Source organism: Streptomyces sp. NPDC089915 (genome assembly GCF_040684675.1).
Classification (GTDB): Bacteria; Actinomycetota; Actinomycetes; order Streptomycetales; family Streptomycetaceae; genus Streptomyces.
The window spans coordinates 1-23,438 of record NZ_JBFBGN010000026.1 but is presented as its reverse complement, the minus strand read 5'-3'; the positions used below and the strand labels follow the sequence as shown (position 1 = coordinate 23,438).

Sequence of the window (23,438 nt, the reverse complement as noted above, 5' to 3'; positions counted from 1 at the left end):
GCCCGGGCCCCGGCCCCGGCGGACGTCCCTCGCGCACCCGCCGGACACTCCGCCCGGAACGGTGCATTCCATACCGAGGCCCTCGTGCGATGGGACAACGACTTTCAGCCATCCGGGCCGTGACGGAACCTCAGGCGGCCGCGGCGGCGTGGGTAGGGTCGTGATCACCCCGGCTCCACGCCCGGGGTCCCCGGGAACCGCACCCACCCTGCCGAGGAGCAACGTGCCCCTGTCCGCGAACCGCCGCCCCCTGAACCGCCGTCTGGCCGTGAGCGCCGCCCTGCTCGCCGTGGTCGCCGGCGTGGCGCCCGCCACCGCCGCCCAGGCCGCGACCGCCCCGACCGCCGAGTCCCTGCGCACCGCGGGTCCCGCGCTGCCGGCGCCGGACATGGAGGCCGTCGACCAGGCGCTCCGCAACACCCTCGCCGCCGGCGCCCCGGGCGCGCTGGCCCGGATCACCGAGGGCGGCCGCGCGCTGAGCGCGACCGAGGGCGTGGGCGACAAGGTCACGGGCGCGGCCATCGACACCCGGGCCCGGTTCCGGATCGGCAGCGTCACCAAGACGTTCTCGACCGTCGTGCTGCTCCAGCTGGTCAACGAGAAGAAGATCGAGCTGGACGTCCCGGTCAACCGCTACCTGCCGGGTCTGCTGCCCGACGACCGGATCACGGTGCGCCACCTGCTGACCCACCGCAGCGGCCTGTCGGACTACACGAACGCCATGTTCGACAAGACCGTCCCCGGCTTCGAGGCCGTCCGCAACAAGGTGTTCAGCTACCAGGAGCTGGTGAACCTCTCGCTCGCCGAGCCGAGGACGACCGAGCCCGGGGTCTCCTACCAGTACTCGAACACCAACTTCGTGGTCGTCGGCATGCTGATCGAGAAGGCCACCGGGAACCCGGTGGCCAAGGAGTACGACCGCCGCATCATCAAGCCGCTGAAGCTGCGCGACACCTCGTACGTGCACCCCGGCACGCAGATCGCCGGGCTCCACACGCACGGCTACCTCACCCCGGACGAGGACGGCGCCCCGCTGGTCGACTCCACCGAGCAGACGGTGTCCTGGGCGCAGTCGGCCGGTGCGATGATCTCCAGCCCGGCGGACCTCAGCACCTTCATGTCCGCGCTGGTGGGGGGCAAGCTGGTCGCGCCCAAGCTGCTGGACGAGATGCTGGTCATGACCCCGACCGACGCCGCCAAGACCCGCTTCTACGGCCTGGGCCTGCGCCGCTACGACCTGTCCTGCGGCACCTCGGTGTACGGGCACACGGGTACGGTCCAGGGCTTCTACACGTACGCGTTCACCACCCGCGACGGCAAGCGCAGCATGACGGCCATGGCGAACACCTCGAACCGGGGCGCCGCGAACACGGCCCTCGGCGCGACCCTCGAGGGCGCGTTCTGCGGCAAGAAGCCGGCCGCCGCCGCCAAGGCCCGCGGCTTCGCCCCGGCCCCGGCCGAGGTGGACCTGCCCGAGCGCGACGTCCGCTGACGTCCCTGCGCCGGGGGCCGGTCTAGGCCGGTCCCCGGCGCAGGTACCGGCCGAGGTACCGGCGGGCCGTGAGGACGGCGAGGGCCAGCCAGGCCGTCGCCAGGAGCCAGCCGGCGAACACGTCGGAGAGCCAGTGCACGCCGAGGTAGACACGGCTCAGGCCCACCGCCGCGCCCCAGCCGAGGACCAACGCGGCGGCGGTCCGGGGCGGGCGCCCCGCATGGCGCAGGGCGAGGGCCGTGAGCAGCAGTCCGGCGGTCAGGGCCCCCGTGGTGGCGTGGCCGGACGGGAAGGACCAGTTGTCGGCGTGGAGCGCCCAGTCGGCGGCCGGGGGCCGGGGCCGGGCGAAGGAGTACATCAGCCCGCGCCGCACCAGCTGACCGGCGCCGAGGCACAGCGCGAGCCCGGCGGCGGTCGTGAGCCGCTCCCGGGCCGTGCGGCCGGCGTACAGGCCCGCGAGGACGACCAGGGCGTACGGCGGGACCCCCGTGCCGGTGTCGGTGACCGCCCGGGCCACGGTCAGCGCGGCGGCGGGCCGGTGTCCGACGGACCAGGCGAGCGGGCCGGTGTCGAAGGGCAGCGGCCCGGTCGGCGCCAGGACCGTCCACAGCGCCAGCAGCGCGAACCCGGCCGCGGCGGCCAGGGCCACCCGGGCGGCGGGGCCGGAGCGCCGCCGGCGCTCCGGCCGCAGCCGGTCGGAGACGGGTGCGGCCATACGACTGCCTCTCACGGTCCGGGCGGGGCTGGGCCTCCCCGGGGTACGGGGTTCCCCGCACTGTAGCCGTGACGGGTGGGGCCGAGGGGGGCGAGCCCCCGTCAGAGGCCGATCCAGTAGCGGCGCTTGGGGCCGATCAGGGTCTCCCGTACGTCCTCCAGCACGCCCCCGGCCCGCTCGATCGTGCGCTCCGAGGCCTCGTTGCCGGGGTCGCAGGTCAGCAGGACCCGGTCCATGCCCAGCAGCCGGGCCTCGTGCAGGACCTCGCCCAGCGCCCAGCCGGCCAGGCCGCGCCGGCGCGCCGAGGGGCGGACGCTGTAGCCGATGTGGCCGCCGGCGTCGAGGAGGAAGGCGTTGAGGTAGTGCCGCAGGTCGATGGCGCCCAGGTAGGTGTCGCCCTCGGCGATCCACCAGTAGGTGGCGTGGACGCGGCCCTGTTCGACCGGGGCCGTGCGGTCGGCCTGGCGGCGCAGGCGCTCGGTCCAGGCGGCGAAGCCCTCGGGGGTCTCCACGTCGTCGTCGGCGCCCAGTCCGGCGCCGTCCATGTGGGCGTCGGCCCCCCATTCCGCCTGTGCGTCGAGCCAGGAGGCGTGCAGGTGCGGGGAGGGGGTGATCAGTGCGGGCATACCCCGACCGTAACAGTCCGATCATCGGAGTATTCAGCTCCACGCGCGCCGCCCCCGCGGCCCTCTCCGCCCACCCCGGCGGAACCGGCCGGAGAGCGATCGGATAGTTTGCCATCCGTTTACCCGACGGCACGATGCCGCCCGCGCCACCAGGAGCTCCGCCATGCCCCACCCCGTACGCCGCCCCGCGCGGACGGCGGTCCTCGCCGCCGCCACCCTGCTGGCGGTCCCCGTCCTGGCGGCCTGTGACGGCGGCGGGGCTCCGGCGGCGCTGAAGTCCCCGGCCCCGGCGAGCGCCCCCGCCGCGCCCGCCCCGGCCCCGCCCGCCGCACTGCCCGCCGCCCTGACCGGGCAGAAGCCGGACTGGGCCCCCTGCCCCGCGCCCTCGGCGGCGCAGGGCGGCGGGAAGGCCCCCGGCGGGGCCTGGGAGTGCGCGACGATGAAGGCGCCGCTGGACTACGCCAAGCCCGACGGCGAGACCCTGGACGTGGCGCTGATCCGCCGGAAGGCCACCGACGCGGGCAAGCGCCTCGGCTCGCTGGTGTACAACTTCGGCGGCCCGGGGGCCTCCGGGGTCCGGACGCTCCCGCACGCGGCGAAGGACTACGAGAAGCTGGGCGCCTCCTACGACCTGGTCAGCTTCGACCCGCGCGGCGTGGGGGCCACCTCCCCGGTGCTCTGCCTGGACGACAAGGCGCTGGACGAGGGGCCCGGCCCCTCCGGCGCCGACCCCCTCGCGCCCGTCCGCACGTACACCCGGGCCTGCGAGAAGAACTCGGCCAAGGTCCTCCCCCACGTCTCGACGGCCGACACCGCGCGCGACATGGACCTGATGCGCCAGGTGCTCGGCGACCCGAAGCTGAACTACTTCGGCATCTCCTACGGCACCCAGCTGGGCGGCGTCTACGCCCACCTGTTCCCGAAGAACGTCGGCCGGACCGTCTTCGACGCCGTGGTCGACCCCACCTCGGACGAGCTCCAGGCCGGCCTCGGCCAGGCCAAGGGCTTCCAGCGGGCGCTGGAGCACGCCATGGAGTTCTGCCGCGACAAGTACGCCGCGAACTGCCCCACCGGCGGGAGCGACGAGGAGGGCGACCGCAGGATCGCCGAGCTGCTGAAGAAGCTGGAGACCGAGCCGGCCGCCACCCGCAGCGGCCGCAAGCTCGGCTCCGACCAGGCGCTCACCGGCATCGCCGCCGCCCTCTACGACAAGGAGACCTGGGACTACCTCGTCCAGAGCCTCGCCGAGCTGCGCCTGCGCGGCACCGGGAACAACCTGCTCGCCATCGCGGACGCCTACGGCGGGCGCGGCCAGGACGGCCGTTACGACAACACCGACGCCGCCCACACCGCGATCGGCTGCGCCGACACCAACCGCCGCTACACCGTGGAGGAGATGCGCGCCCAGGAGCCCGCCTTCCTCGCGGCCTCCCCGGTCTTCGGCCCGTCCATGGCCAAGGGCCTGCTCGCCTGCACCGAGTGGCCCGTACGGGGTACGGCCGACAAGCCGCAGGTGGCCGCCGAGGGCGCGGCCCCGATCCTCGTCGTCGGCAACACCGGCGACCCGGCGACCCCGGTCGAGGGCGCGAAGCGGATGGCCGACGCGCTCGGGCGCGGCGTCGGCGTGAACCTGACGGTCGAGGGCGAGGGGCACGGGGTCTACGGGAGCAACGCCTGTGCGACCAAGGCGGTCGACGGGTTCCTCCTCGACGGGAGCGCCCCCGCCGACGGGACCACCTGTTCCTGAATTCCGCTTTGCCCCCTGCTTGGGCCTTTGCCCCGGCACCCGTACCGACCTGTGTTCGGGTGCCGGGATTCCGCCACCTACACTTGTGCCGCCCGGCCGCCGGTGCCGGCTTCAGGGGAGCGACGTCCTAAGTGAGCAGCACCAGCAGTGAAGCGCCGATCTACGACCGGCTCGTACGCGAGCGCGGCGATGTCCCGGGTCAGGTCCGCCGCGAGGCGGAGGAGATCCTGCACCACCTGGCACAGGTGATGGCCGGCCGTCCCCCGTCCGGCGGTCTGCCGGGCTGGCGCACCTCGTAGCGGGGTGCCCGGTGGCGGTCCCCGCCACCGGCGGAGACCGGACTGTGGGGGCGGCACACATCGGCAGCGGCGGCGCCGGTCCCTAACGTTCGGACCATGACGAGCGGATCTTCGAGCGGACCTTCCGGCGGACCTTCAGGCGTCGCGGGCCGGGTCGCCCTGGTGACCGGAGGCGGCAGCGGCATCGGGCGCGCCTGCGCCGAGGCCCTGGCCGGTGCCGGGGCCTTCGTCCACGTCGTGGACGTGGACGCGGAGGCGGCGGAGGCCGTCGCCGCGCGGATCGGCGGCAGGGCCCACACCGCCGACCTCGCCGACCCCTCGGCCGTCGACTCCCTGCCGTCCGCCGTGGACGTCCTGGTCAACAGCGCGGGGCTGCAGCACGTCGCGGCCATCGAGGACTTCCCGCCCGAGCGGTTCGAGCTGCTCCAGCGGGTGATGGTGCACGCCCCGTTCCTGCTGCTGCGCCGGACGCTGCCCCACATGTACGGGCGCGGGTGGGGGCGGGTGGTCAACATCTCCAGCGTGCACGGGCTGCGGGCCAGCGCCTTCAAGTCCGGGTACGTGGCCGCCAAGCACGCGCTGGAGGGCCTCAGCAAGGTCACCGCCCTGGAGGGCGCCCCGCACGGGGTGACCAGCAACTGCGTGAACCCCGGCTACGTCCGCACCCCGCTGGTGGAACGGCAGATCGCCGCCCAGGCCGAGGCCCACGGCATCCCCGCCGAGCGGGTGGTCGAGGAGGTGCTGCTGCGCGGCTCGGCGATCAAGCGGCTGATCGAGCCCGAGGAGGTCGCCGCGGTCGCCCTGTGGCTGTGCGGCCCGCACACCGGGCACGTCACCGGCGCCTCGCTGCCGATGGACGGCGGCTGGACCGCCGCCTGACCTCAGGCGTCCGGGCCGGTGTCGAGGGCGTCCTCACGGACCCGGCGCGCCAGGTCGGTCTTGGTGTACGCGGGCCGCCCGGCCTCCTGGTACTTCTCCTTGACCCGGTCCAGGTAGTACTTGGCGGTGTGCGCGCTGATCCCGGCCCGCCGGGCGGTCGCCTTGAGGGTCAGCCCGGACGCGTAGTCGACCAGCACCTGACGCTCCCGGGGGGCCAGCCGGGGCCGGTCCGGGCAGGTGTCGTGGACCCAGGCGAAGGCCAGTTCGGGCGAGTGCGCCGTCGCGCCCGAGGCCACGGTCGCGACGGCCGCCGCCAGGGTCTCCAGATCGTGGTCCTTGGTGAGGTAGCCGTCCGCTCCGGCGGCCACCGCCGCCAGGATCCGGGTGCGGTCGGCCACCGTGCTGATCACCAGGACCCGGCTGCCGGACGCGCGGACGCGGCGGACGTTGCGCTCCGGGGCGGAGCCGTCCCCCAGCACCAGGTCGAGCAGGACCACGTCGGCCGCCAGGGGGTCCGGCCGCGCCAGCAGCGCGTCGACCGTCGGCACGGCCGCGACGAGGCGCAGCCCCTCGGCCCCGGCCAGCCAGGAGCGCAGCCCGTCCAGCAGCATCCGGTCGTCGTCGACCGCGGCGACGGTGATCACGCCGGCCAGCGCAGTTCGACCCGGGTCCCCTCGCCGGGGGCGCTCTCCACCACGGCGGCCCCGCCGATCCGGGTCATCCGCGCGTGGACCGAGCGCGGCAGGCCGGTCCCGCCCGAGCGGGCCGCGGCCGCCGGGTCGAAGCCCGCGCCCCGGTCGACGACCGTCACCGCCACGCCCCGGCCCCGTCCGACGGCGGTGAGGAAGGCGCGTCCGGTTCCGGCGTGGCCCCGTACGTTGTTCAGGGCCTCGCCGACGGCGGCCGCCAGCGCGTCGGCGACGTCCCGGGGCACGGCCGGGAGCCGGTGGTACTGGGCGGTGACCGTGAGCCCCAGGCATTCGGCGGAGCGGACGGCCGCCTCCAGCGCCGCGCCCGCGGCCGCCGTTCCGGCGGCGGGTCCGTCCGCCGGGTGCGGGGCCTCGTCCCGCTGGATGAGGCGGCGCAGGTAGGCGGCCTCGCGGGCGCAGCGCTCCCGTACGGGGGCGGCGTTGGCGTCCACGCGTCCGGCGGCGATGGTGGTCAGGGTGGCCAGCACGGTGTCGTGCAGGGCGGCGTGGTGGGCCATCCGCTCGGCCTGGCGCACCCGCCGTGCCTCGGCGGCGACGGCCTGTTCGCGGGCGGCGTCCAGCAGGGCGCCCTGGCGGCGCAGGTACCACCAGAACACCCAGGCCATGGCGGCGGAGGAGAGCACCGCGTTGACGTGGCCGAGGAGTTCCGCCGAGCGGGAGCCTGCCACGGCCAGGTGCAGCGCCAGCGAGGTGGCGAGCAGCAGCAGGACGCAGGCGCCGGCCCCGCGCAGGCCGAGCCCCACGGCGGCGGCCGAGCTCGCCGAGCCGCCCAGCAACAGCAGCCAGCCGCTCTGCTCCACGGCCTGGGCGCCGATCGCCCGGAGCGCCAGCCACGGCAGGACGCAGCCCGTCACGAGGACGTCGGACCACACCCAGCGGCGGTCCATCCGGCCCCGGGCGTGCGCGGTCCCGTACAGCAGCAGGCTGAGGGCGGCGGCGGTGGCGAGGACGGCCCAGGCGGCGGCCGATCCGGGCGTGTGGCGGGCCACGGAGACGAGGCCGGCGCTGAGGTGGCTCGCCCGGTACAGCCCCGTGGCCAGCATCATGAACCGCCGCGCGCGCTGAAGCCCCGAGCCCCCACCCACCACTGCCTCCGCCGTGAACACACCCCCCTGAACGGGTGGGTTCCGGGTACTCAGTTGATCTCGCTAGCTTCGTCGGGTCAAGGCCGTCCTCGGACAGGAGAGAACGCGTGGCTCGAAAGTCAACCCGCCTCGGCAGGCACGGAGTCGTGGCCGCCCTGGTGGGACTGCTCGCCCTGGTGGTACCGGTGTCCTCGGCCCAGGCGGCGGAGAACCCCTCCATCGTCTACACCACGAGTTTCCGCAACGCGGCCGTCTACAAGCTGCACGCGGCCGTCAGCTGGAAGTGCCTGGACATCCAGGGCGGCGGCGCGCCCTCGGACGGCAAGGTCATCCAGACCTTCGACTGCAAGGACGCGCTGCACCAGCTGTTCAGCTTCCAGCGCGTGGGCGGGGACAACTTCACCGTCGGCGCCTTCGGCGTCTACTGCCTGGGCACGCAGGGCGGGAGCACGGCTCCGGGAACCCCGCTGAACCTGCGGAACGGCTGGGGCTGCTCCACCTTCACCTGGAACTACCGGGGCACCCCGCAGTACCCGAACCGCTGGGAGCTCGTCGAGGCGAGCACCGGGCAGTGCATCCGGGACACCGGGCGGCGCTCCCCCGTGGTGCTCGGCGCCTGCGGCAGCACGACCACGCCGTGGCCGGAGGTCTGGGCACCGGAGTTCGACCGCTATTACAACTACGACCAGATCGGCTGAGACCGGTCCGGTCGCAGCGGCCCGGTCCGGGGCCCGACGGGGGCCTTCCGGCGGACCGGGCGGGCGCGGCGGGGGCCGCGTGAGGCGGCGGTGCGGCACGGCGGGTTCAGGCCCCGCCGTGCCGCGCCGCCGCCGTCCCGGCTTCGCGGGCGGCGGGGCCGGTCAGCAGATGCGGGGCAGCTGCTCCCCCAGCGGCAGGTCGACCACGCGGGTGCCGCCGAGGCCGGTGCGGGCCACGACCAGGCCCGGGTGGGCCTCGACGGCCTCGCCGATGACCGCCGCGCCGCGGCCGAGCGGGTGGGCGCGCATGGCGTCGAGGACGGCGTCGGCGTGCTCGCGGGGGACGAAGGCGACGAGTTTGCCCTCGTTGGCCACGTAGAGCGGGTCCAGCCCCAGGATCGCGCAGGCGTTGGCCACGGCCGGCGGGACCGGGACGCGTCCCTCGTGCAGGACGACGCCGGTCCCGGAGGCGGCCGCGATCTCGTTCAGGGCGGCGGCGAGCCCGCCCCGGGTGGGATCGCGCAGGACGTGCAGGTCGGGGGTGACCGCGAGCATGGACCGGACGAGGCCGCCCAGGGCCGCGCAGTCGCTCTCGACGTCCACGCCGAACTCCAGGCCCTCCCGGACGCTCATGATGGCCACCCCGTGCAGGCCGATCTCCCCGCTGACGATGACGACGTCGCCGGGGACCACGCGCTGCGGGCGCAGGTCGACCCCGTCCGGGATCAGCCCGATCCCGGCGGTGTTGAGGTAGACGCCGTCCCCGTGGCCGGCCTCGACCACCTTGGTGTCGCCGGTGGCCACCTCCACGCCGGCGGCCCGCGCGGCGGCGCCCATGTCCTCGGCGATCCGGGCGACGGCGGCCATCTCGACGCCCTCTTCGAGGATGAACCCGCAGGACAGGTAGGCGGCGGCCGCGCCGCTCATGGCCAGGTCGTTGACCGTGCCGTTGACCGCCAGGGTGCCGATGCTGCCGCCCGGGAAGAACAGCGGCCGCACCACGTAGGAGTCGGTGGAGAAGGCCAGCCGGACCCCGCCGAGGCGCAGGGCGGCGGAGTCGCCGAGCTGGGCGAGGGCCTCGCCGCCGAACGCCGGGGCGAACAGGTGCTGGACCAGCTCGGCGGAGAGGGCTCCGCCGCCGCCGTGGCCCATGACCACGCGGGGCCGGTCGCGCAGGGGGGCGGGGCAGGTCCAGCCCGTGACGTCGAGTGCGGTCTCAGGCAACGGGGCTCGCCTCCAGCGGGGCGGTCGGGTCGGTGGGCTGGGCCGGGGTGGTGGCGGGCCGGGCGTCCGCGGGCCTCAGTTCCAGGCGCCGGTAGAGGTAGTACGCGGCGCAGGCGCCCTCGCTGGAGACCATGGTGGCGCCCAGCGGGTTGCGCGGGGTGCACAGGGTGCCGAAGGCCTCGCACTCGTTCGGTTTGATCAGCCCCTGGAGCACCTCCCCGCTGCGGCAGGCGGCCGGCTCGCGGGTGGTGATGCCGGTGACGGAGAAGCGGTGTTCGGCGTCGTACTCCCGGTAGCGCTCGGAGAGCCGCCAGCCGCTGTCGGGGATGACACCGATGCCGCGCCAGGCCCGGTCGGTGACCTCGAAGACGTCGGCGAGCATGGCGAGGGCGGCCGGGTTGCCCTCGGGGCGGACGGCGCGCGCGTAGGCGTTCTCCACGGTGTGCTCGCCGCGTTCCAGCTGCCGTACGGCCCGTCGTACGCCTTCGAGGATGTCCAGGGGTTCGAAGCCGGTCACGACGATGGGGACCCGGTGGCGGGCGGCCAGCTCCGGGTACTCGGCGGTGCCCATGACGCTGCACACGTGCCCGGCGGCGAGGAAGCCCTGCACCCGGCAGCTGGGCGAGCGCATGATCGCCTCGATGGCCGGGGGGACGCGGACGTGGGAGACGAGCAGGCTGAAGTTGGTGATGCCGAGCTTGCGGGCCTGGTGGACCGTCATGGCGTTGGGCGGGGCGGTGGTCTCGAAGCCGATGCCGAAGAAGACCACCTCGCGGTCCGGGTTCTGCCGGGCGATCCGCAGGGCGTCCAGGGGCGAGTACACCACCCGTACGTCGCCGCCCTCGCCGCGCACCTGGAAGAGGTCGCGGCCGGTGCCCGGGACGCGGAGCATGTCGCCGAAGGAGCAGAAGATCACGCCGGGCCGGGAGGCGATCTCCAGGGCCTTGTCGATGACCTCCAGCGGGGTGACGCACACCGGGCAGCCGGGGCCGTGGATCAACTCGACCTGCTCGGGCAGGAGTTGGTCGATGCCGTGCCGGATGATGGTGTGGGTCTGGCCGCCGCAGACCTCCATCAGCGCCCAGGGGCGGGTCACCGTGGAGTGGATGTCGTCGAGGAGCCTGCGGGCGAGCGCGGGGTCCTGGAACTCGTCGATGTACTTCACCGCCGCGCCTCCGTCTCGTCGCCGAACCGCTCGGCCTGCTCCCAGGGGTCGCCGAACTCCTCCTGGAGCATGCCGAGTTCGGCGAAGAGGTCGAGGGTCTTGCGGGCCGACTCCTCGTCGAGCCGCTGGAGGGCGAAGCCCACGTGCACGATGGCGTACTCGCCCACCCGGAGGTCCGGGAGGTACTCCAGGCACACCTCCTTGCGGACGCCGCCGAAGTCGACGGTGGCCATGCGGGTGCCGTCCTTCTCCCCGATCTCAAGCACTCTGCCGGGTACCGCCAGGCACATGGGCCCCTCCTCGTGATGGATGTTCCGTTGGGGTGGCGGCCGCCACCATGAGCTGGCCGAGCGCCAGTCCGCCGTCGTTGGGCGGTACCCGGTGCTGGCGCAGGACGGTGAACCCCCGCGCGCGCAGCGTCCGGGCGCAGGCGGAGGAGAGGAGGGTGTTGCAGAAGACCCCGCCGGTCAGGGCGACGGTGTCCAGGCCGTGGGCGGCGCGGGCGAGCAGGCACAGGTCGGCGACCAGGGCGGCTACGGCCGCGTGGAAGCGGGCGGCGATCAGCGGGCGGGGGGTGCCCGCGCGCACGTCGGCCACCGCCGCGGCCAGCAGGGGCGCAGGGTCGGCGACGACCGGGCCCGGGGCACCGGCGGCGGGCGTCCGCAGGCCGAAGGCGTACGCGCGGTGGTCCGGGGGTGCCTGGAGGGCGGCGGCCTCCAGTTCGACGGCGGCCTGGGCCTCGTACCCGGCGTGCTGGCGGACCCCGGCCAGGGAGGAGACGGCGTCGAAGAGCCGGCCCATGCTGGAGGTGGGGACGCAGTTCAGCCCGCGTTCCAGCTGGGTCTCCAGGACGCGCAGTTCGTCCGGCGGGCAGGCGGCGGTGCAGGGCAGGTCCGGGGTCCGGGCGAGGCCCGCGGCGCGCAGGTGGGACAGGGCCATGCGGTACGGGCGGCGCACGGCGGCGTCCCCGCCGGGCAGCGGCACGTAGGCGAGGTGGGCGAAGCGGGTGTAGCCGGCGTAGTCGGCGAGGAGGACCTCCCCGCCCCACACCGCGCCGTCGTCCCCGTAGCCGGTGCCGTCGAAGGCGACGCCGATGACCCGGCGGGTCCCGTCGTGGCCGTGTTCGGCGAGCGCGGAGGCGATGTGCGCGTGGTGGTGCTGTACGGGTACCAGCGGGCGGCCCGCCGCGTGCTCGCGGGCCCAGCGGCCGGAGCGGTAGCCGGGGTGGCGGTCGGCGGCGAGCAGGGCGGGGGCGACCCCGGTGAGGGCCGACAGCTGGCGCTGCGCGTGGCCGAAGGCCTCCTGGGTGGCGAGGTCGTCCATGTCGCCGATGTGCGCGGACGGCCAGGCGCGGTGGCCTTCGCCGAGGCAGAAGGCGTTCTTGAGGTCGCCCCCCGCGGCGAGGGCGGCGGGGACCGGCAGGGGCAGGGCGATCGGCAGCGGGGCGTAGCCGCGGGAGCGCCGCAGGAGCAGGGGCAGGCCGTCGCAGACCCGTACGACGGAGTCGTCGCAGGGGACGTGGATGGGCCGGTCGTGGGTGAGCCAGGCGTCGGCGATGCCGGCGAGGCGTTCCAGGGCCTCGGCGTCGTCGGTGACGATCGGCTCCCCGGAGAGGTTCCCGCTGGTCATGACGAGCAGGCGGGGGCCCGGGGGGTCGCCGGGCAGGCCGAGCAGCAGGTGGTGGACGGGGGTGTACGGGAGCATCACGCCGAGGTCGGGGCTGCCGGGGGCGACGGCGTCGGCGAGGCCGGGGGCGGTGGCGGCGCGGCGGCGCAGCAGGACCACCGGGCGGACCGCTCCGGTGAGCAGCTCCCGCTCCTCGGGGCCGAGCACGGCGAGGCGTTCGACGTCCTCCAGGTCGCGGGCCATCAGGGCGAAGGGCTTGTCCCCGCGTTCCTTGCGGGCGCGCAGCGCGGCCACGGCGCGGGCGTTGCCGGCGTCGCAGGCGAGGTGGTAGCCGCCGAGCCCCTTCACCGCGAGAACGGCCCCGCCGGCCAGCAGCGCGCGGGCCTCCGCGACGGGGTCGGCGCAGGCCGTCTCGCGGGGCGGGGCGCCGGTGAGGAGCCGGAGCCGGGGGCCGCAGGCGGGGCAGGCGACGGGCTGGGCGTGGAAGCGGCGGTCGGCCGGGTCGGCGTACTCGCGGGCGCAGTCGGGGCACATCGGGAAGCGGGCCATGGTGGTGTGGGCCCGGTCGTAGGGCAGCCCGGTGACGATGGTGAAGCGGGGTCCGCAGTGGGTGCAGGTGATGAAGGGGTGGCGGTGGCGGCGGTCGGCCGGGTCCGCGAGTTCGGCGAGGCAGTCGGCGCAGGTGGCGGTGTCCGGGGAGACCAGGGTGCGGGGCGGGCCGCCGGTGCGGGAGGCGACGATGGTGAAGCCGGCGCCGCCCGCGAGGGGGACCGTGCGGTGGTCGACGGTGTCGACGACGGCCAGCGGCGGGGCGTCGGCCGCCAGCCGCTCGCAGAACGCCGCCACCGCCGACGGGGGGCCCTCGACCTCGGCGACCACGCCTTCGGGGGTGTTGGTGACGTGGCCGGCGAGGCCGAGGTTGGTGGCGCGGGTGTACACGTACGGGCGGAACCCGACGCCCTGGACCACCCCCCGGACGGTGACGCGGCGGCGTTCCGCGGCCTCCATCAGTGCGGCCCGGCCGTGGTGGCGGGGGCCGGGTGGGGGTGCCGGTGCGGGTGGACCGGGGCCGGGGGCGGGGGTCCGGCGGGGCCGTCCGCCGCCGGGCCGTCGACCGCCGCCGGGGGCCCCGCGGGCGCGTGGTCGTGACCGTGCTCGTGCTCGTGGGTGTGGGGGGCCCGGGGCTGCCGGGACATCACGGGGGTGTGGGCGCGGGTGCCGCCGGCGACGGCCATGGCGTGGTCGAGCAGGAGGCCCGTCCCCTCGGTCGAACGGGAGGAGGTGCGCAGGATCCGCACCCCGGGGTTGACCCTGCGGACGTTGGCGCGGAAGGTCTCCTCGTCGAACTCGACGGCCTCCGCGATGTCGGTCTTGGTGATGACCACCAGCTGGGCCAGCCCGAAGGCGGTCGGGTACTTCAGGGGCTTGTCCTCGCCCTCGGTCACCGAGGCCAGGACCACGCGCAGGGACTCGCCGAGGTCGTAGGAGGCCGGGCAGACCAGGTTGCCGACGTTCTCGACGAACAGGATGCGGGTGTCGGGCGGGAGCCAGCCGTCCAGGTGGCGTCCCAGCATGCCGGCTTCGAGGTGGCACAGTCCGTCGGTGAGGACCTGCTTGACCGGGGCGCCCGAACGGGCCAGCCGGGTCGCGTCGTTCTCCGTCGCCAGGTCGGCGGTGAGGGCGGCGACGGACACGCCGCGCGCGCGGGCGAGCGTCAGTTCGCGTTCCAGCAGGGCCGTCTTGCCGCTGCCGGGGCTGGAGAGCAGGTTGACCACCGCCGTTCCCCGGGCGGCGAGTTCGCTGCGCAGGGCCTGAGCGGCCCCGTCGTTCTTGGCGAGCACCGCTTGGCGCAGTTCGACCTCTCGGCACACGGTCAGGCCTCCTCGGGGATCGGTTCGAGGGCGTCGTCCCAGACCACGCGGAGGATCCGCAGCTCGCGCCCCGACAGGAGCTCCACGGCGGTCGCCTGCCCGCAGCCGGGACAGCACAGGTCGGGGGGCATGCCGACGGCCCACTCCCCCGCGCAGGACCCGCAGCGGGCGCGGGCCGCCACGCTGTGGGTGACGAGCTCGGCGCCGTCGAGGGGGGTCGCGGTGCGGGCGAGTTCGAAGGAGAACGCCAGCGCGTCGGGGACGACGCCGGCCAGTTCCCCGATCTCCAGCTCCACGCGGCTGACGGAGCGTGCCGCTCCGGCCTGCGCCGCCTCCGTCACCTGGTCCACGACGGCCATGGCGATCGACATCTCGTGCATCGGACTCCGTCCTGCCGGGCCTCATTACAGCGGCCGGGCGGGGACGGCGGAGGCGGGCGCGCCGACGCGCCGCCCGCCCCGTACTCCGTTCGGACGCGCGGGTCACATACGGCGGATCCGCAGGTAGCGCTTGATGTCGGGGAGGGCCTGCGCGAGTACGGCGGCCAGGGCCAGGGCCGCGGCTCCGCAGACGAGGGCCTTCTTCATGGGGTTCTCCTCAGTTCGCGAGTTCGCACCGGTCGCCTGCGTCCGTTCCGGGCTCCGCCGCCCCGGCCCGCAGGAGGTCAAGGAGCATCAGCACGGCTTCGGGCACGGCGGCCGCGACGGGGGCGCTCAGCCCGAGGCCCTCCTCCACGCAGGCCGGTTCGCACCCGACGACGTAGATGTGCCGGGGCGGGGTGGAGCCGGTGCCGGCGCACAGGGTGCCCAGCAGTCCGAGGACCGCGTCGGGGGACATGTGGTGGCCGTCGAGTACGGGGCGGCCGCCGCCCGCCGGGGCGGCGCCGGTGGCCTCGATCAGGTACAGGGTGCCGGGGGCGCCGCCGCGTTCGGTGGCGTCGACCAGGACGAGGGTGTCGTAGCCGTCGAGGAGCTGGTAGGCGAGGTGGACCCCGCGCACGCCGAAGTCGGCGGCCTCCACGTGGCCGGGCAGGGGGTGCGCGGACAGGGCCCGTACCGCCTCGACTCCGAAGCCGTCGTCGCCGAGGAAGACGTTGCCGATGCCGGCGACCAGCACGCGGCCGCTCACGCCTCCTCCAGGGCGGTGACCTCGTCGGGCTGGAAGTACAGGAACCGGCCCTGTTCGCGGCGGATGTCGGCGCCCGGGTCGCCCTCCACGGTGACGGCGAGGTGGACTCCCCCGTCGACGTCGTGCAGGACCTCCTCGACGCGGGCGGCGCGGCCCTGGAGGAAGAGGTCCTGGGCGTCGGTGCGGCGCAGCCCCGGGCGCAGCAGCACCCGGCTGCCGGGGCCGACGGGCGTGCCGTCGACGAGGACGCTCACGGGCCCGGGCAGCGCCGCCGAGGCCGGGTCCCACCACGGCTCCCCGGGGGTGAACAGGGTGTCCGGCGGGGGCTCTTCGGGGGTGTCCCCGGCGGTGGCCGCGCGCAGGGAGCGCACCGCTCCGTGCAGCCGTTCCAGCACCTCGGGCGGCAGGGTGTCGGCGAGGTCGACGACGGCGGCCGCGCGCGGGTCCGTTCCGCGCGCCTCGCGCTTCTCCGCGTCGGTCAGGGCGGCGGTGCGCAGGGCGAGGATCTCGTCGATCTCGGTGGCGTCGTACATGGCCCCGGCGCTCTCGGGGGCGATGGCGGGGTGGTCCTCCAGGATGATCGGGGAGGAGAGGACCACGTCGGCGCGGCCGTCCTCGCCGGCCAGGACCGGCCAGGTGTGGAGGTTGGCGCAGCCGGCGACGGCGGGCCGGGCCCATTCGGGCGGGTCGGTCATGGACAGGAAGGAGCCGGGGCTGAGTCCCAGCAGGAGGTGGGCGGCGACGAGGGAGCGGGGCAGGGCCTCCTCTCGGGCGGCGCCGGAGGCCTGCGGGGTCCAGGGGCTGGTGTTCTCGACGACGGCGGTGAGTTTCAGGACCCGGTAGGGGCCGTCCGGTTCCTCGGCGTGCAGCCGTACGATTCCTTCGACCTCCTCGGTGCGCCGCAGCAGGCGGCCGATGGTCCGGCCCTGCTCGTCGAGGACCGGTTCGGTCTCCTCGCGGGCGGGGCGGCGGAAGGGGAGGACGATCTCCTTGTGCGTCAGTTCGGGTACGGCGACGCGCAGTTCGACCCGTTCCTCGGTGCCCTCGTCCCAGGGGACCAGGACCCGGTCGGGCAGGTGGAGTTCGGCGACCTCGGCGAACGTGCCGTCTTCGCGGGCCTGTTGGACGGTGCGCCGCTGGGCGTGCAGGAAGCGCAGTTCGAGGGAGAGGGTCGCGGCGCCGCGCGGTTCCATCAGGATCTCGGTGCGCTGGAGGCTGTGTTCGCCCTGGGCGGGGGCCCAGGCGGGCGGGACGAGGACGCCGAACTGCCAGCGCATCCGGTTCTTGGCTGCGGAGGCCCGGTAGGGGTAGAGGACGTAGCCCTCGAAGAGGACGGCGTCCGCCACCTGGCGGGCGGCGGCGAAGCGCCGTCCGGCGCGGTCGGCGCCGGCGGCGGCGGGGGCGGTCGTGGTCACGGGGCCGCCCTCTCGGTGACGCGGGGCGCCGGGGCCCCCGGCAGCGGGAGCGGGGGCGGCGCGGGTTCGGCGGCGTCCAGCAGGGCGCGCAGGGTGGTCTCCCAGGAGGCGAGGGCGTGGCGGGAACGGAAGGCGAGCAGTTCGGCCATGGTGTCGCGGGGCAGCCGCAGCCATCCGCAGCCGGGGAAGTGCTGTTCGACCATCTCGTGCCAGACGGCGACCGGCATCCGGCAGGTGGCCTCGCGGTCCCAGGGCACGGGTTCGACGTGGAAGCCGCCGGCTCCGGTGAAGGCGGTGCCGGAGAAGAGCAGCAGCAGTGGGACCTCGCCGTCGCGCAGGGCGTTGAAGTAACGGGTGGAGGCGACGTCCATGTCGTAGGTGCAGGGGATGACGAGGTCGGTCTCGGTCTCGCCGGTGAACCCGGGCACCGTCAGGCCGACGTGGGCGAACTGCACCGGCCGCAGGGTGCTCCCCCAGCGGGAGCGGTCGCCGAACAGGTCGGCGAGGGCCTCGGCCTCGTCGGGGCCGTAGCCGCGCCGGGCGGCCGGTTCGATGCGGATCTGGCAGCGCAGGGCGAGGGCGTGGACCCGGGTGCCGGGCGGGGCGGTGATCCGCAGCCGCAGGACCAGGGTGGGTCCGGCGGCGTAGGGGTCGGCGCGCACCCCGGTGCAGGTGAAGGTGAGGTCCGTCATGAGGGGCCGGCCTCCGCGAGGATCTTGGCGCGGGCCTCGACGTGCGCGAAGAGGGCGTCGAGGGCGGCCCGGGCCTCGGCGCCGCCGTCGAAGCCGCGCCACAGCAGCCGCATCCGTCCGACCAGTTCGTAGCAGAGGTCGATGGGGACGAGGTGGCAGGTGGTGCGGCCGGGCGTGTGGTGCAGCAGGAGGGCCTCCACGTCGGGTTCGAGGAGTGCCGCGAGCCGTCCGGCGCCGAGTACGGACTGCCAGGTGTCCGGGTCGAGTTCGCTCTCGGTGGCGCCGGCCGGGCTGGGGTAGAGGGCGACCAGCCGGCCGAGGGCGGCGTTGCGGAAGAGGAAGGCCACGCCGACGGGGATGCGCAGCCGCTCCCAGGCGGCGGCGTCGAGCCGGTGGGCGGGGTCGCTGAGGTAGCGGTCGGGGACGGCGCGGTAGCGGCCCGTGCGGGCGGCCGGCCCGTCGAACAGCAGGGCGCAGGCGGTGCAGGCGCACACCAGGGCCCGCTTCTCGGTCTCCACGAGGTGGCGGTGGCCGTCCGGGGGGACGGGCGTCCCGCACAGTTCGCAGTGTTCGGGGCGGGGCGGGCGGGGGCCGGTGAACCGGCGCAGCCCCTGCGGGCGGGGGCCCGTCACGGCACCCGGGCCGGGGTGTGGGGGCGGGTGCCGATCTGGAGCAGGGGCGCCGGGGGCGCGGCCGTCTCCAGGTCGACGCCGGTCACCTCCGGGGCGAAGCAGGCCAGGGCGTCCTCCAGGGCCGCGCGGGCGGCGTCGGCGGAGCCGGTTCCGCAGCCGCAGCCGGCGGCCTCGGCGGGCAGGGCGCGCAGCCGCAGGAGGCCGGTGGACTCGTCGAAGCCGAGGCGCTCCACGGGGACGTCCGCGGCGCGCAGGGCCCGTCCGATGCGCGTGGGGAGGTCTTCGGGGTGCAGGCCGTGCAGGGTGAGCAGGCTCGCCACGAGGTCGTCGTCCAGGAGCGGTGCGACCGCCCCGGCGCCGAGGCGCTCGGTGATCCGGGCGAGGCCGGCTCCGTAGAACTCCATGAGGACGCGGACGAGTTCCTCGGCGGCGGCGCAGGCGGCGCGGTCGCCGGAGCCGGCCAGCCGGTCGAGGACCTCCTCGACGCGCGCGCCCGCCCGCCGGGCGTCGGCGGCGGCGCTCATCCGCCGAGTCCGCTCAGGCCGGTGGGCACGTGCAGGGTCTTCACGGTCTTGCCGCCGCCGACGTACATGTGGACCCCGCAGGGCAGGCAGGGGTCGAAGCTGCGCACGGCGCGCATGATGTCGATGCCCTTGAAGTTCTCCGGGGTGTTCTCCTCGAAGATCGGGGTGTTCTGCACGGCGTCCTCGTACGGCCCGGGCGTGCCGAAGGTGTCGCGGGTGCTGGCGTTCCACGGGGTGGGCGGGTACGGGTGGTAGTTGGCGATCTTCCCGTCGCGGATCACCATGTGGTGGGAGAGGACGCCGCGGACGGCCTCGGTGAAGCCGCAGCCGATGGACTCGTCGGGGACCTCGAACTTCTCCCAGGTCTGGGTGCGTCCGGCGCGGACCTCGGCCAGGCCCTTCTCGGCGCAGTGCAGGGCGATGCCGGCCGCGTACGCCTGGAAGTAGGTGCGGGCGCGGTTGCGCTCCAGCGCGTTGGACCACTTCGGGATCCGCCACTCGAAGGTGGTCTCCGGCTTGGTCATGGTGCGCGGCAGGGTGATGACCACGCTGTGGCCGGTGGCCTTGACGTAGCCGACGTCGACGAGCCCGGACAGGGCGGTGGACCACAGGCGGGCGATGGGGCCGCCGCCGGTGTCGAGCGGCAGGTGGTCCTTGCCGTCGAACCAGCGGGGGGACATCACCCAGCTGTACTTGTCGTCGAAGTTCCGCTTCTGCGGGGCGGGGATGGTGTGCTGGTTCCAGGGGTGGCGGGGGTCGACGGGGTTGCCGAGCGGGTCGTGGGTGACGAACTGCTCGCGGCCCTCCCAGTCGTCGTAGTAGGAGCTGCCGAGGAGGATGCGGATGCCGAGGTTGATCTCGGTGAGGTCGTTGGTGACCAGTTTGCCGTCGACGACGACGCCCGGGGTGACGAACATCTTCCGTCCCCAGTCGGTCATGTTGGCGTACGTGAAGTCGCAGTGCTCGGGGTCGTTGAGGGCTCCCCAGCAGCCCAGCAGCACGCGCCGGCGGCCGACCTCCTCGTAGCCGGGGAGGGCCTCGTAGAAGAAGTCGAACAGGTCGTCGTGGAGCGGGACGACCTTCTTCATGAACTCGCAGTACCGCATGAGGCGGCTCATGTAGTCGGTGAAGAGCTGGACGGAGGCGATGGTGCCGACGCCGCCCGGGTAGAGGGTGGAGGGGTGCACGTGGCGGCCCTCCATCAGGCAGAACATCTCGCGCGTGTACCGGCTGACCTGGAGGGCCTCGCGGTAGAACTCGCCCTCGATGGGGTTGAGGGAGCGCATGATGTCGGCGATGGTGCGGTAGCCGTGGTCGCCGGCGTGCGGGGCCTCGGTGCGCTCGGCGAGTTCGAGGACTCCGGGGTTGGTCTCGCGGACCATCTTCTCGCAGTAGTCGACCCCGACCAGGTTCTCCTGGAAGATGTTGTGGTCGAACATGTACTCCGCCGACTCGCCGAGGTTGATGATCCACTCGGCGAGGTGGGGCGGCTTCACCCCGTAGGCCATGTTCTGCGCGTAGACGGAGCAGGTGGCGTGGTTGTCCCCGCAGATGCCGCAGATGCGGCTGGTGATGAAGTGCGCGTCGCGGGGGTCCTTGCCGCGCATGAAGACGCTGTAGCCGCGGAAGACCGACGAGGTGCTGTAGCACTCGGCGACGCGCTTCTGCTTGAAGTCGATCTTCGTGTGGATGCCGAGGCTGCCCACGATCCGGGTGATCGGATCCCAGGCCATCTCGACCAGGCCGCTGCCGTCTCCGGCCGCGTTCGTCTTCGGTGCCATCGTCTGTGCCGTGACCCTTCGTTCGCTACGGGGTGGGGGTGGGATCGGTCGGGATGACGGGTCCGCTCACCAGGGCGGTCGGTAGCCCGTGGTGAGCTTCCCGCCGGCGTGCCGCCACTTGGGCTCCTGGTCGACGGTGTGCAGGGTGACCGCGCGCAGCCGCCGGATCACGGCCCCGTACGCCCCGCTGGTCTTCGCCGACACGTGGGAGCCGGGGGGCGCGTCCATGAACGGCATGAACTTGTCGGGGAAGCCCGGCATGGTGCAGGCGATGCAGATGCCGCCGACGTTGGGGCAGCCGCCGACGCCGTTGATCCAGCCGCGCTTGGGAACGTTGCACTTGACGACGGGGCCCCAGCAGCCGAGCCGGACCAGGCACTGCGGGGAGTCGTAGGTCTGGGCGAACTGGCCCTGCTCGTAGTACCCGGCGCGGTCGCAGCCCTCGTGGACGGTGTTCCCGAACAGCCAGGTGGGGCGCAGCTTGTCGTCCAGGGGGATCATCGGGGCCGAGCCCGCCGCCTGGTAGAGCAGGTAGGTCAGGGTCTCGGAGAAGTTGTCGGGCTGGATGGGGCAGCCCGGGACGCAGACGATGGGGATGCCGGCCTTCGATGTCCAGTCCCAGCCGAGGTAGTCGGGCACGCCCATGGCGCCGGTCGGGTTGCCCTCCATGGCGTGGATGCCGCCGTACGTGGCGCAGGTGCCGATGGCGACCACGGCGAGCGCCTTGGGGGCGAGGCGGTCGATCCACTCGCTGGTGGTGATCGGCTGGCCGGTGCGGGGGTCGTCGCCGAACCCGCACCAGTAGCCCTCGGGCTTGATCGACTCGTTGGGGATGGATCCCTCGACGACGAGCACGAAGGGGTCGATCTCGCCGCGCTCGCCCTTGAAGAACCATTCGACGAAGGTGTCGGCGCCGCCGACGGGGCCGCATTCGAAGTCGATCAGGGGCCAGTGCACGGCGACCTTGGGCAGGCCGGGCAGGACGCCCGTGACGATCTCCTCGATGCTCGGCTGCATCGCCGCGGTGAGGGAGACCGAGTCGCCGTCACAGCTCAGTCCGGCGTTGATCCAGAGGATGTGGACCGTCGGTTCCTCGGCCGGGTCCGGCGTTGCTGCATCCATGCGGGGCCTCCTCGGGAGGGGATGCTGGGGGGAGGTGGGGAGGGGGCGGGCGGACCGCACCTCTTCCTTGCTAGCAGGGGCCCGGCGGGCGTGCGCTGTCCTGTACGGCCGGTCCAGTGACGCCGGCGGCGGCCGGGCCGGTGCGGCGGGTGAGGTGGGGCGGGGTCTCCCGGGCGGGCTCCTTGCGGACGAAGGCCCGGCGCAGGGCGTGGTAGGGGGCCCGCGGGTCGTCGAAGGTGCGCTTCATCCGCTCCAGCTCGGCCTCCCGGTAGGAGGCCAGCGGGCGCAGCGCCTCGTCCCGTTCGCGGCGGGCCTTCTTCGCGGCGATCCGCGCGGGGGTGGCGGGCAGGGCGGCCAGCCGGGCCGCGAGGCGGGCCGTCTCGTCGGCGAAGGCGTCGGGCGGGCAGGCGACCGTCCGGTCGGACAGGCCAAGGCCCAGGGCCGCGGCGGCGCTCAGCGGCAGGGCGTCCCCGGTGAGCCGGGCGGCGGCCGCCTCGCCGACACGGCCGGGCAGGGTGTACGTCCAGTACTCGGAGCCGTACAGGCCCATCAGGCGGTAGTGGGGGTTGAGGACCGCGCCGGAGCGGCACCAGACCTCGTCGGCGGCGAGGGCGAGCATGGCCCCGCCGGCGGCGGCGTTCCCGCCGAGGGCGGCGACGGTGAGCCGGTCGGTGGTGGTCAGGACGGCCTCGACCAGGTCGTCCATGGCGTTGATGTTGGCCCAGGACTCGGCGGCCGGGTCGGCGGCGGCCTCGATGACGCCGAGGTGGATGCCGTTGGAGAAGAAGTCGCGGCCGCCGCCGAGGACGAGGACCGAGGTCGGGCGGGTGAGGGCGGCCCGGTAGGCCGTGAGCAGGCGCCGGCAGCGGTCGGTGTCCATCGCCCCGCCGGGGAAGGAGAACGAGAGGAACCCGGCCTGCCCCTCCTCCCGGTAGGCGATGTCGGACCAGGTGCGGTGGGGGGAGGCGGTGTGGAGGGGCGCGGGGTGTTCGGGCAGCGGGGGCAGCCGGTCGCCGAGGGCGAGAACGGCCGGGAGGCGGGGGGCGGGCGGGCTGCCGGGCTCGTGGCGGGCCCGCAGTTCCGGGATCCAGACGGCCCCGTCGCGGGTGGCGCGGCAGACGGCGCCGGAGCGGGTCGCCAGCAGGTCGCCGGGGCGGCCGCGGAGCCGGTCCTCGGGGTGGCCGCCGTGCAGGTACCAGTCCGCGCCGAGCAGCACGTCGCGTACGCCGGGCCGGCTGTCGGCGGCGCGCAGCAGCCGCAGGACCCGTTCGGTGGGGTCGGTCTCCCAGTCGATGCGGCGGTCCTCCTGGCGCAGGGCCGGCCGGGCGTGGCCGGTGTGCTGGCGCTGCGGGGCGTACGTCCCGGAGGCGAAGCGGGCCACGGCCAGCAGGACGGCCTCCAGGGCGGCGTCGGCGATCTCGCCCCGGTAGAGGTCGCTCTTGCCGACGGCGGGGACGGCGCACCCGGCGGTGGCCCAGACGGGGCCGGCGTCCATCTCGGCCTCGGCCTGGAGGACGGTCACACCCCAGCGGGCGCGGCCCTCCTGGACGGCCCGGTCGAGGGAGGCGGGCCCCCGGTCGCCGACCGGGCCCGGGTGGACGATCAGACAGGGGTGGGCGGACCAGACCTCTTCGGGGATCGCGGTGCGCAGCATCGGCGCGAGGACGAGGTCGGGCGCGTGGCGGCGCACGGTCTCGGCGAGGGGGCGGTGCGGGAGGGCGAGTTCGACGGCCACGCTGTGGCCGTGGTCGCGCAGCTCGGCGTGGACCCGCTGGGTGAGGCTGTTGAACGCGCTCGCGAGGAGGAGGACGTGCACGTGGGATCTCCCGGGGTTCCCGGGGCCGGGGCGCGGCGGCGCCCGGTCCGATCGGCTGGCTCGTGACCGGGTCATGACCGGCCGCCTGAGATCGTGGCGCGGACGGCCGGGACCGGCGGCGCAGGCGGGCGGCGGAGTCACCCGAAAGCGGCCGCGCCCGGGGGCCACTCGGCCGCGTGGCCCCCGGGCGC

Annotated in this window: 23 protein-coding genes; 5 read left to right on the top strand and 18 right to left on the bottom strand. The window is 74.8% G+C overall.

Annotation, left to right across the window (positions count from 1 at the left end; genetic code table 11):
- Positions 1-223: 223 nt before the first annotated feature.
- Complete coding sequence (locus tag AB0O29_RS11195; RefSeq protein ID WP_365149544.1) at positions 224-1,492, top strand: serine hydrolase domain-containing protein; 1,269 nt, start codon at positions 224-226, stop codon at positions 1,490-1,492.
- Positions 1,493-1,514: 22 nt separating this feature from the next.
- Here AB0O29_RS11195 and AB0O29_RS11190 read toward each other — a convergent pair whose 3' ends face one another.
- Positions 1,515-2,207, bottom strand: a complete 693-nt coding sequence (locus AB0O29_RS11190; RefSeq protein WP_365149541.1) for a phosphatase PAP2 family protein — start codon at positions 2,205-2,207, stop codon at positions 1,515-1,517.
- Positions 2,208-2,308: 101 nt separating this feature from the next.
- Entirely contained in the window at positions 2,309-2,833 is a 525-nt protein-coding gene (locus AB0O29_RS11185; protein WP_365149538.1) for a GNAT family N-acetyltransferase, read from the bottom strand.
- 163 nt (positions 2,834-2,996) lie between these two features.
- Here AB0O29_RS11185 and AB0O29_RS11180 point away from each other — a divergent pair, with 163 nt between their 5' ends.
- From AB0O29_RS11180 to AB0O29_RS11170, 3 genes are all read left to right on the top strand, one after another.
- Entirely contained in the window at positions 2,997-4,580 is a 1,584-nt protein-coding gene (locus AB0O29_RS11180; RefSeq protein WP_365149535.1) for an alpha/beta hydrolase, read from the top strand.
- 131 nt (positions 4,581-4,711) lie between these two features.
- The gene (locus AB0O29_RS11175) at positions 4,712-4,879 is read left to right on the top strand and encodes a hypothetical protein (protein WP_362067758.1); all 168 of its coding nucleotides are present in this window, start codon (positions 4,712-4,714) and stop codon (positions 4,877-4,879) included.
- A 96-nt stretch (positions 4,880-4,975) separates the two neighbouring features.
- Complete coding sequence (locus AB0O29_RS11170; RefSeq protein ID WP_365149532.1) at positions 4,976-5,758, top strand: 3-hydroxybutyrate dehydrogenase; 783 nt, start codon at positions 4,976-4,978, stop codon at positions 5,756-5,758.
- Positions 5,759-5,760: 2 nt separating this feature from the next.
- Here the strand turns inward: AB0O29_RS11170 and AB0O29_RS11165 are convergent, their stop codons facing one another.
- Together AB0O29_RS11165 and AB0O29_RS11160 are read right to left on the bottom strand one after the other, a co-directional pair.
- Positions 5,761-6,402, bottom strand: coding sequence for a response regulator (locus AB0O29_RS11165; RefSeq protein WP_365149529.1), 642 nt, complete (start codon positions 6,400-6,402; stop codon positions 5,761-5,763).
- On the bottom strand, positions 6,399-7,514 hold the full coding sequence (locus AB0O29_RS11160; protein ID WP_365149526.1) for an ATP-binding protein: 1,116 nt from the start codon (positions 7,512-7,514) through the stop codon (positions 6,399-6,401). The genes AB0O29_RS11165 and AB0O29_RS11160 overlap by 4 nt, the downstream gene beginning before the upstream one ends.
- Before the next feature lie 146 nt (positions 7,515-7,660).
- Between AB0O29_RS11160 and AB0O29_RS11155 the strand changes: the two genes are divergently transcribed.
- Positions 7,661-8,251, top strand: a complete 591-nt coding sequence (locus AB0O29_RS11155) for an RICIN domain-containing protein (protein ID WP_365149523.1) — start codon at positions 7,661-7,663, stop codon at positions 8,249-8,251.
- Between the two features lie 162 nt (positions 8,252-8,413).
- Here the strand turns inward: AB0O29_RS11155 and hypE are convergent, their stop codons facing one another.
- From hypE to AB0O29_RS11085, 14 genes are all read right to left on the bottom strand, one after another.
- Positions 8,414-9,475, bottom strand: coding sequence for a hydrogenase expression/formation protein HypE (hypE, locus tag AB0O29_RS11150; RefSeq protein WP_365149520.1), 1,062 nt, complete (start codon positions 9,473-9,475; stop codon positions 8,414-8,416).
- On the bottom strand, positions 9,468-10,640 hold the full coding sequence (gene hypD, locus AB0O29_RS11145) for a hydrogenase formation protein HypD (protein WP_365149517.1): 1,173 nt from the start codon (positions 10,638-10,640) through the stop codon (positions 9,468-9,470). The genes hypE and hypD overlap by 8 nt, the downstream gene beginning before the upstream one ends.
- The gene (locus tag AB0O29_RS11140) at positions 10,637-10,930 is read right to left on the bottom strand and encodes a HypC/HybG/HupF family hydrogenase formation chaperone (protein WP_365149514.1); all 294 of its coding nucleotides are present in this window, start codon (positions 10,928-10,930) and stop codon (positions 10,637-10,639) included. Before AB0O29_RS11140 ends, hypD begins: the two co-directional genes overlap by 4 nt.
- Entirely contained in the window at positions 10,899-13,274 is a 2,376-nt protein-coding gene (gene hypF, locus AB0O29_RS11135) for a carbamoyltransferase HypF (protein ID WP_365149511.1), read from the bottom strand. The genes AB0O29_RS11140 and hypF overlap by 32 nt, the downstream gene beginning before the upstream one ends.
- Positions 13,274-14,137 carry a hydrogenase nickel incorporation protein HypB gene (hypB, locus tag AB0O29_RS11130; protein WP_365149508.1) on the bottom strand — a complete coding sequence of 288 codons (864 nt, stop codon included), beginning with the start codon at positions 14,135-14,137 and terminating at the stop codon, positions 13,274-13,276. The genes hypF and hypB overlap by 1 nt, the downstream gene beginning before the upstream one ends.
- A gap of 2 nt (positions 14,138-14,139) precedes the next feature.
- Complete coding sequence (locus tag AB0O29_RS11125) at positions 14,140-14,517, bottom strand: hydrogenase maturation nickel metallochaperone HypA (protein WP_365149505.1); 378 nt, start codon at positions 14,515-14,517, stop codon at positions 14,140-14,142.
- 217 nt (positions 14,518-14,734) lie between these two features.
- Entirely contained in the window at positions 14,735-15,265 is a 531-nt protein-coding gene (locus tag AB0O29_RS11120) for a hydrogenase maturation protease (protein WP_365149502.1), read from the bottom strand.
- Positions 15,262-16,680 (bottom strand): hypothetical protein, encoded by a 1,419-nt coding sequence (locus AB0O29_RS11115; RefSeq protein ID WP_365149499.1) that lies wholly within the window; start codon positions 16,678-16,680, stop codon positions 15,262-15,264. The genes AB0O29_RS11120 and AB0O29_RS11115 overlap by 4 nt, the downstream gene beginning before the upstream one ends.
- Complete coding sequence (locus tag AB0O29_RS11110) at positions 16,677-17,372, bottom strand: DUF6084 family protein (protein ID WP_365149496.1); 696 nt, start codon at positions 17,370-17,372, stop codon at positions 16,677-16,679. Before AB0O29_RS11110 ends, AB0O29_RS11115 begins: the two co-directional genes overlap by 4 nt.
- Entirely contained in the window at positions 17,369-18,004 is a 636-nt protein-coding gene (locus tag AB0O29_RS11105) for a DUF5947 family protein (protein ID WP_365149493.1), read from the bottom strand. Before AB0O29_RS11105 ends, AB0O29_RS11110 begins: the two co-directional genes overlap by 4 nt.
- Positions 18,001-18,528 (bottom strand): hypothetical protein, encoded by a 528-nt coding sequence (locus tag AB0O29_RS11100; RefSeq protein WP_365149490.1) that lies wholly within the window; start codon positions 18,526-18,528, stop codon positions 18,001-18,003. Before AB0O29_RS11100 ends, AB0O29_RS11105 begins: the two co-directional genes overlap by 4 nt.
- The gene (locus AB0O29_RS11095) at positions 18,525-20,309 is read right to left on the bottom strand and encodes a nickel-dependent hydrogenase large subunit (RefSeq protein WP_365149487.1); all 1,785 of its coding nucleotides are present in this window, start codon (positions 20,307-20,309) and stop codon (positions 18,525-18,527) included. The genes AB0O29_RS11100 and AB0O29_RS11095 overlap by 4 nt, the downstream gene beginning before the upstream one ends.
- A 66-nt stretch (positions 20,310-20,375) precedes the next feature.
- On the bottom strand, positions 20,376-21,431 hold the full coding sequence (locus AB0O29_RS11090; protein ID WP_365149484.1) for a hydrogenase expression protein HypE: 1,056 nt from the start codon (positions 21,429-21,431) through the stop codon (positions 20,376-20,378).
- Positions 21,432-21,501: 70 nt separating this feature from the next.
- Positions 21,502-23,247, bottom strand: coding sequence for an enoyl-CoA hydratase-related protein (locus AB0O29_RS11085; RefSeq protein ID WP_365149481.1), 1,746 nt, complete (start codon positions 23,245-23,247; stop codon positions 21,502-21,504).
- Positions 23,248-23,438 lie beyond the last annotated feature (191 nt).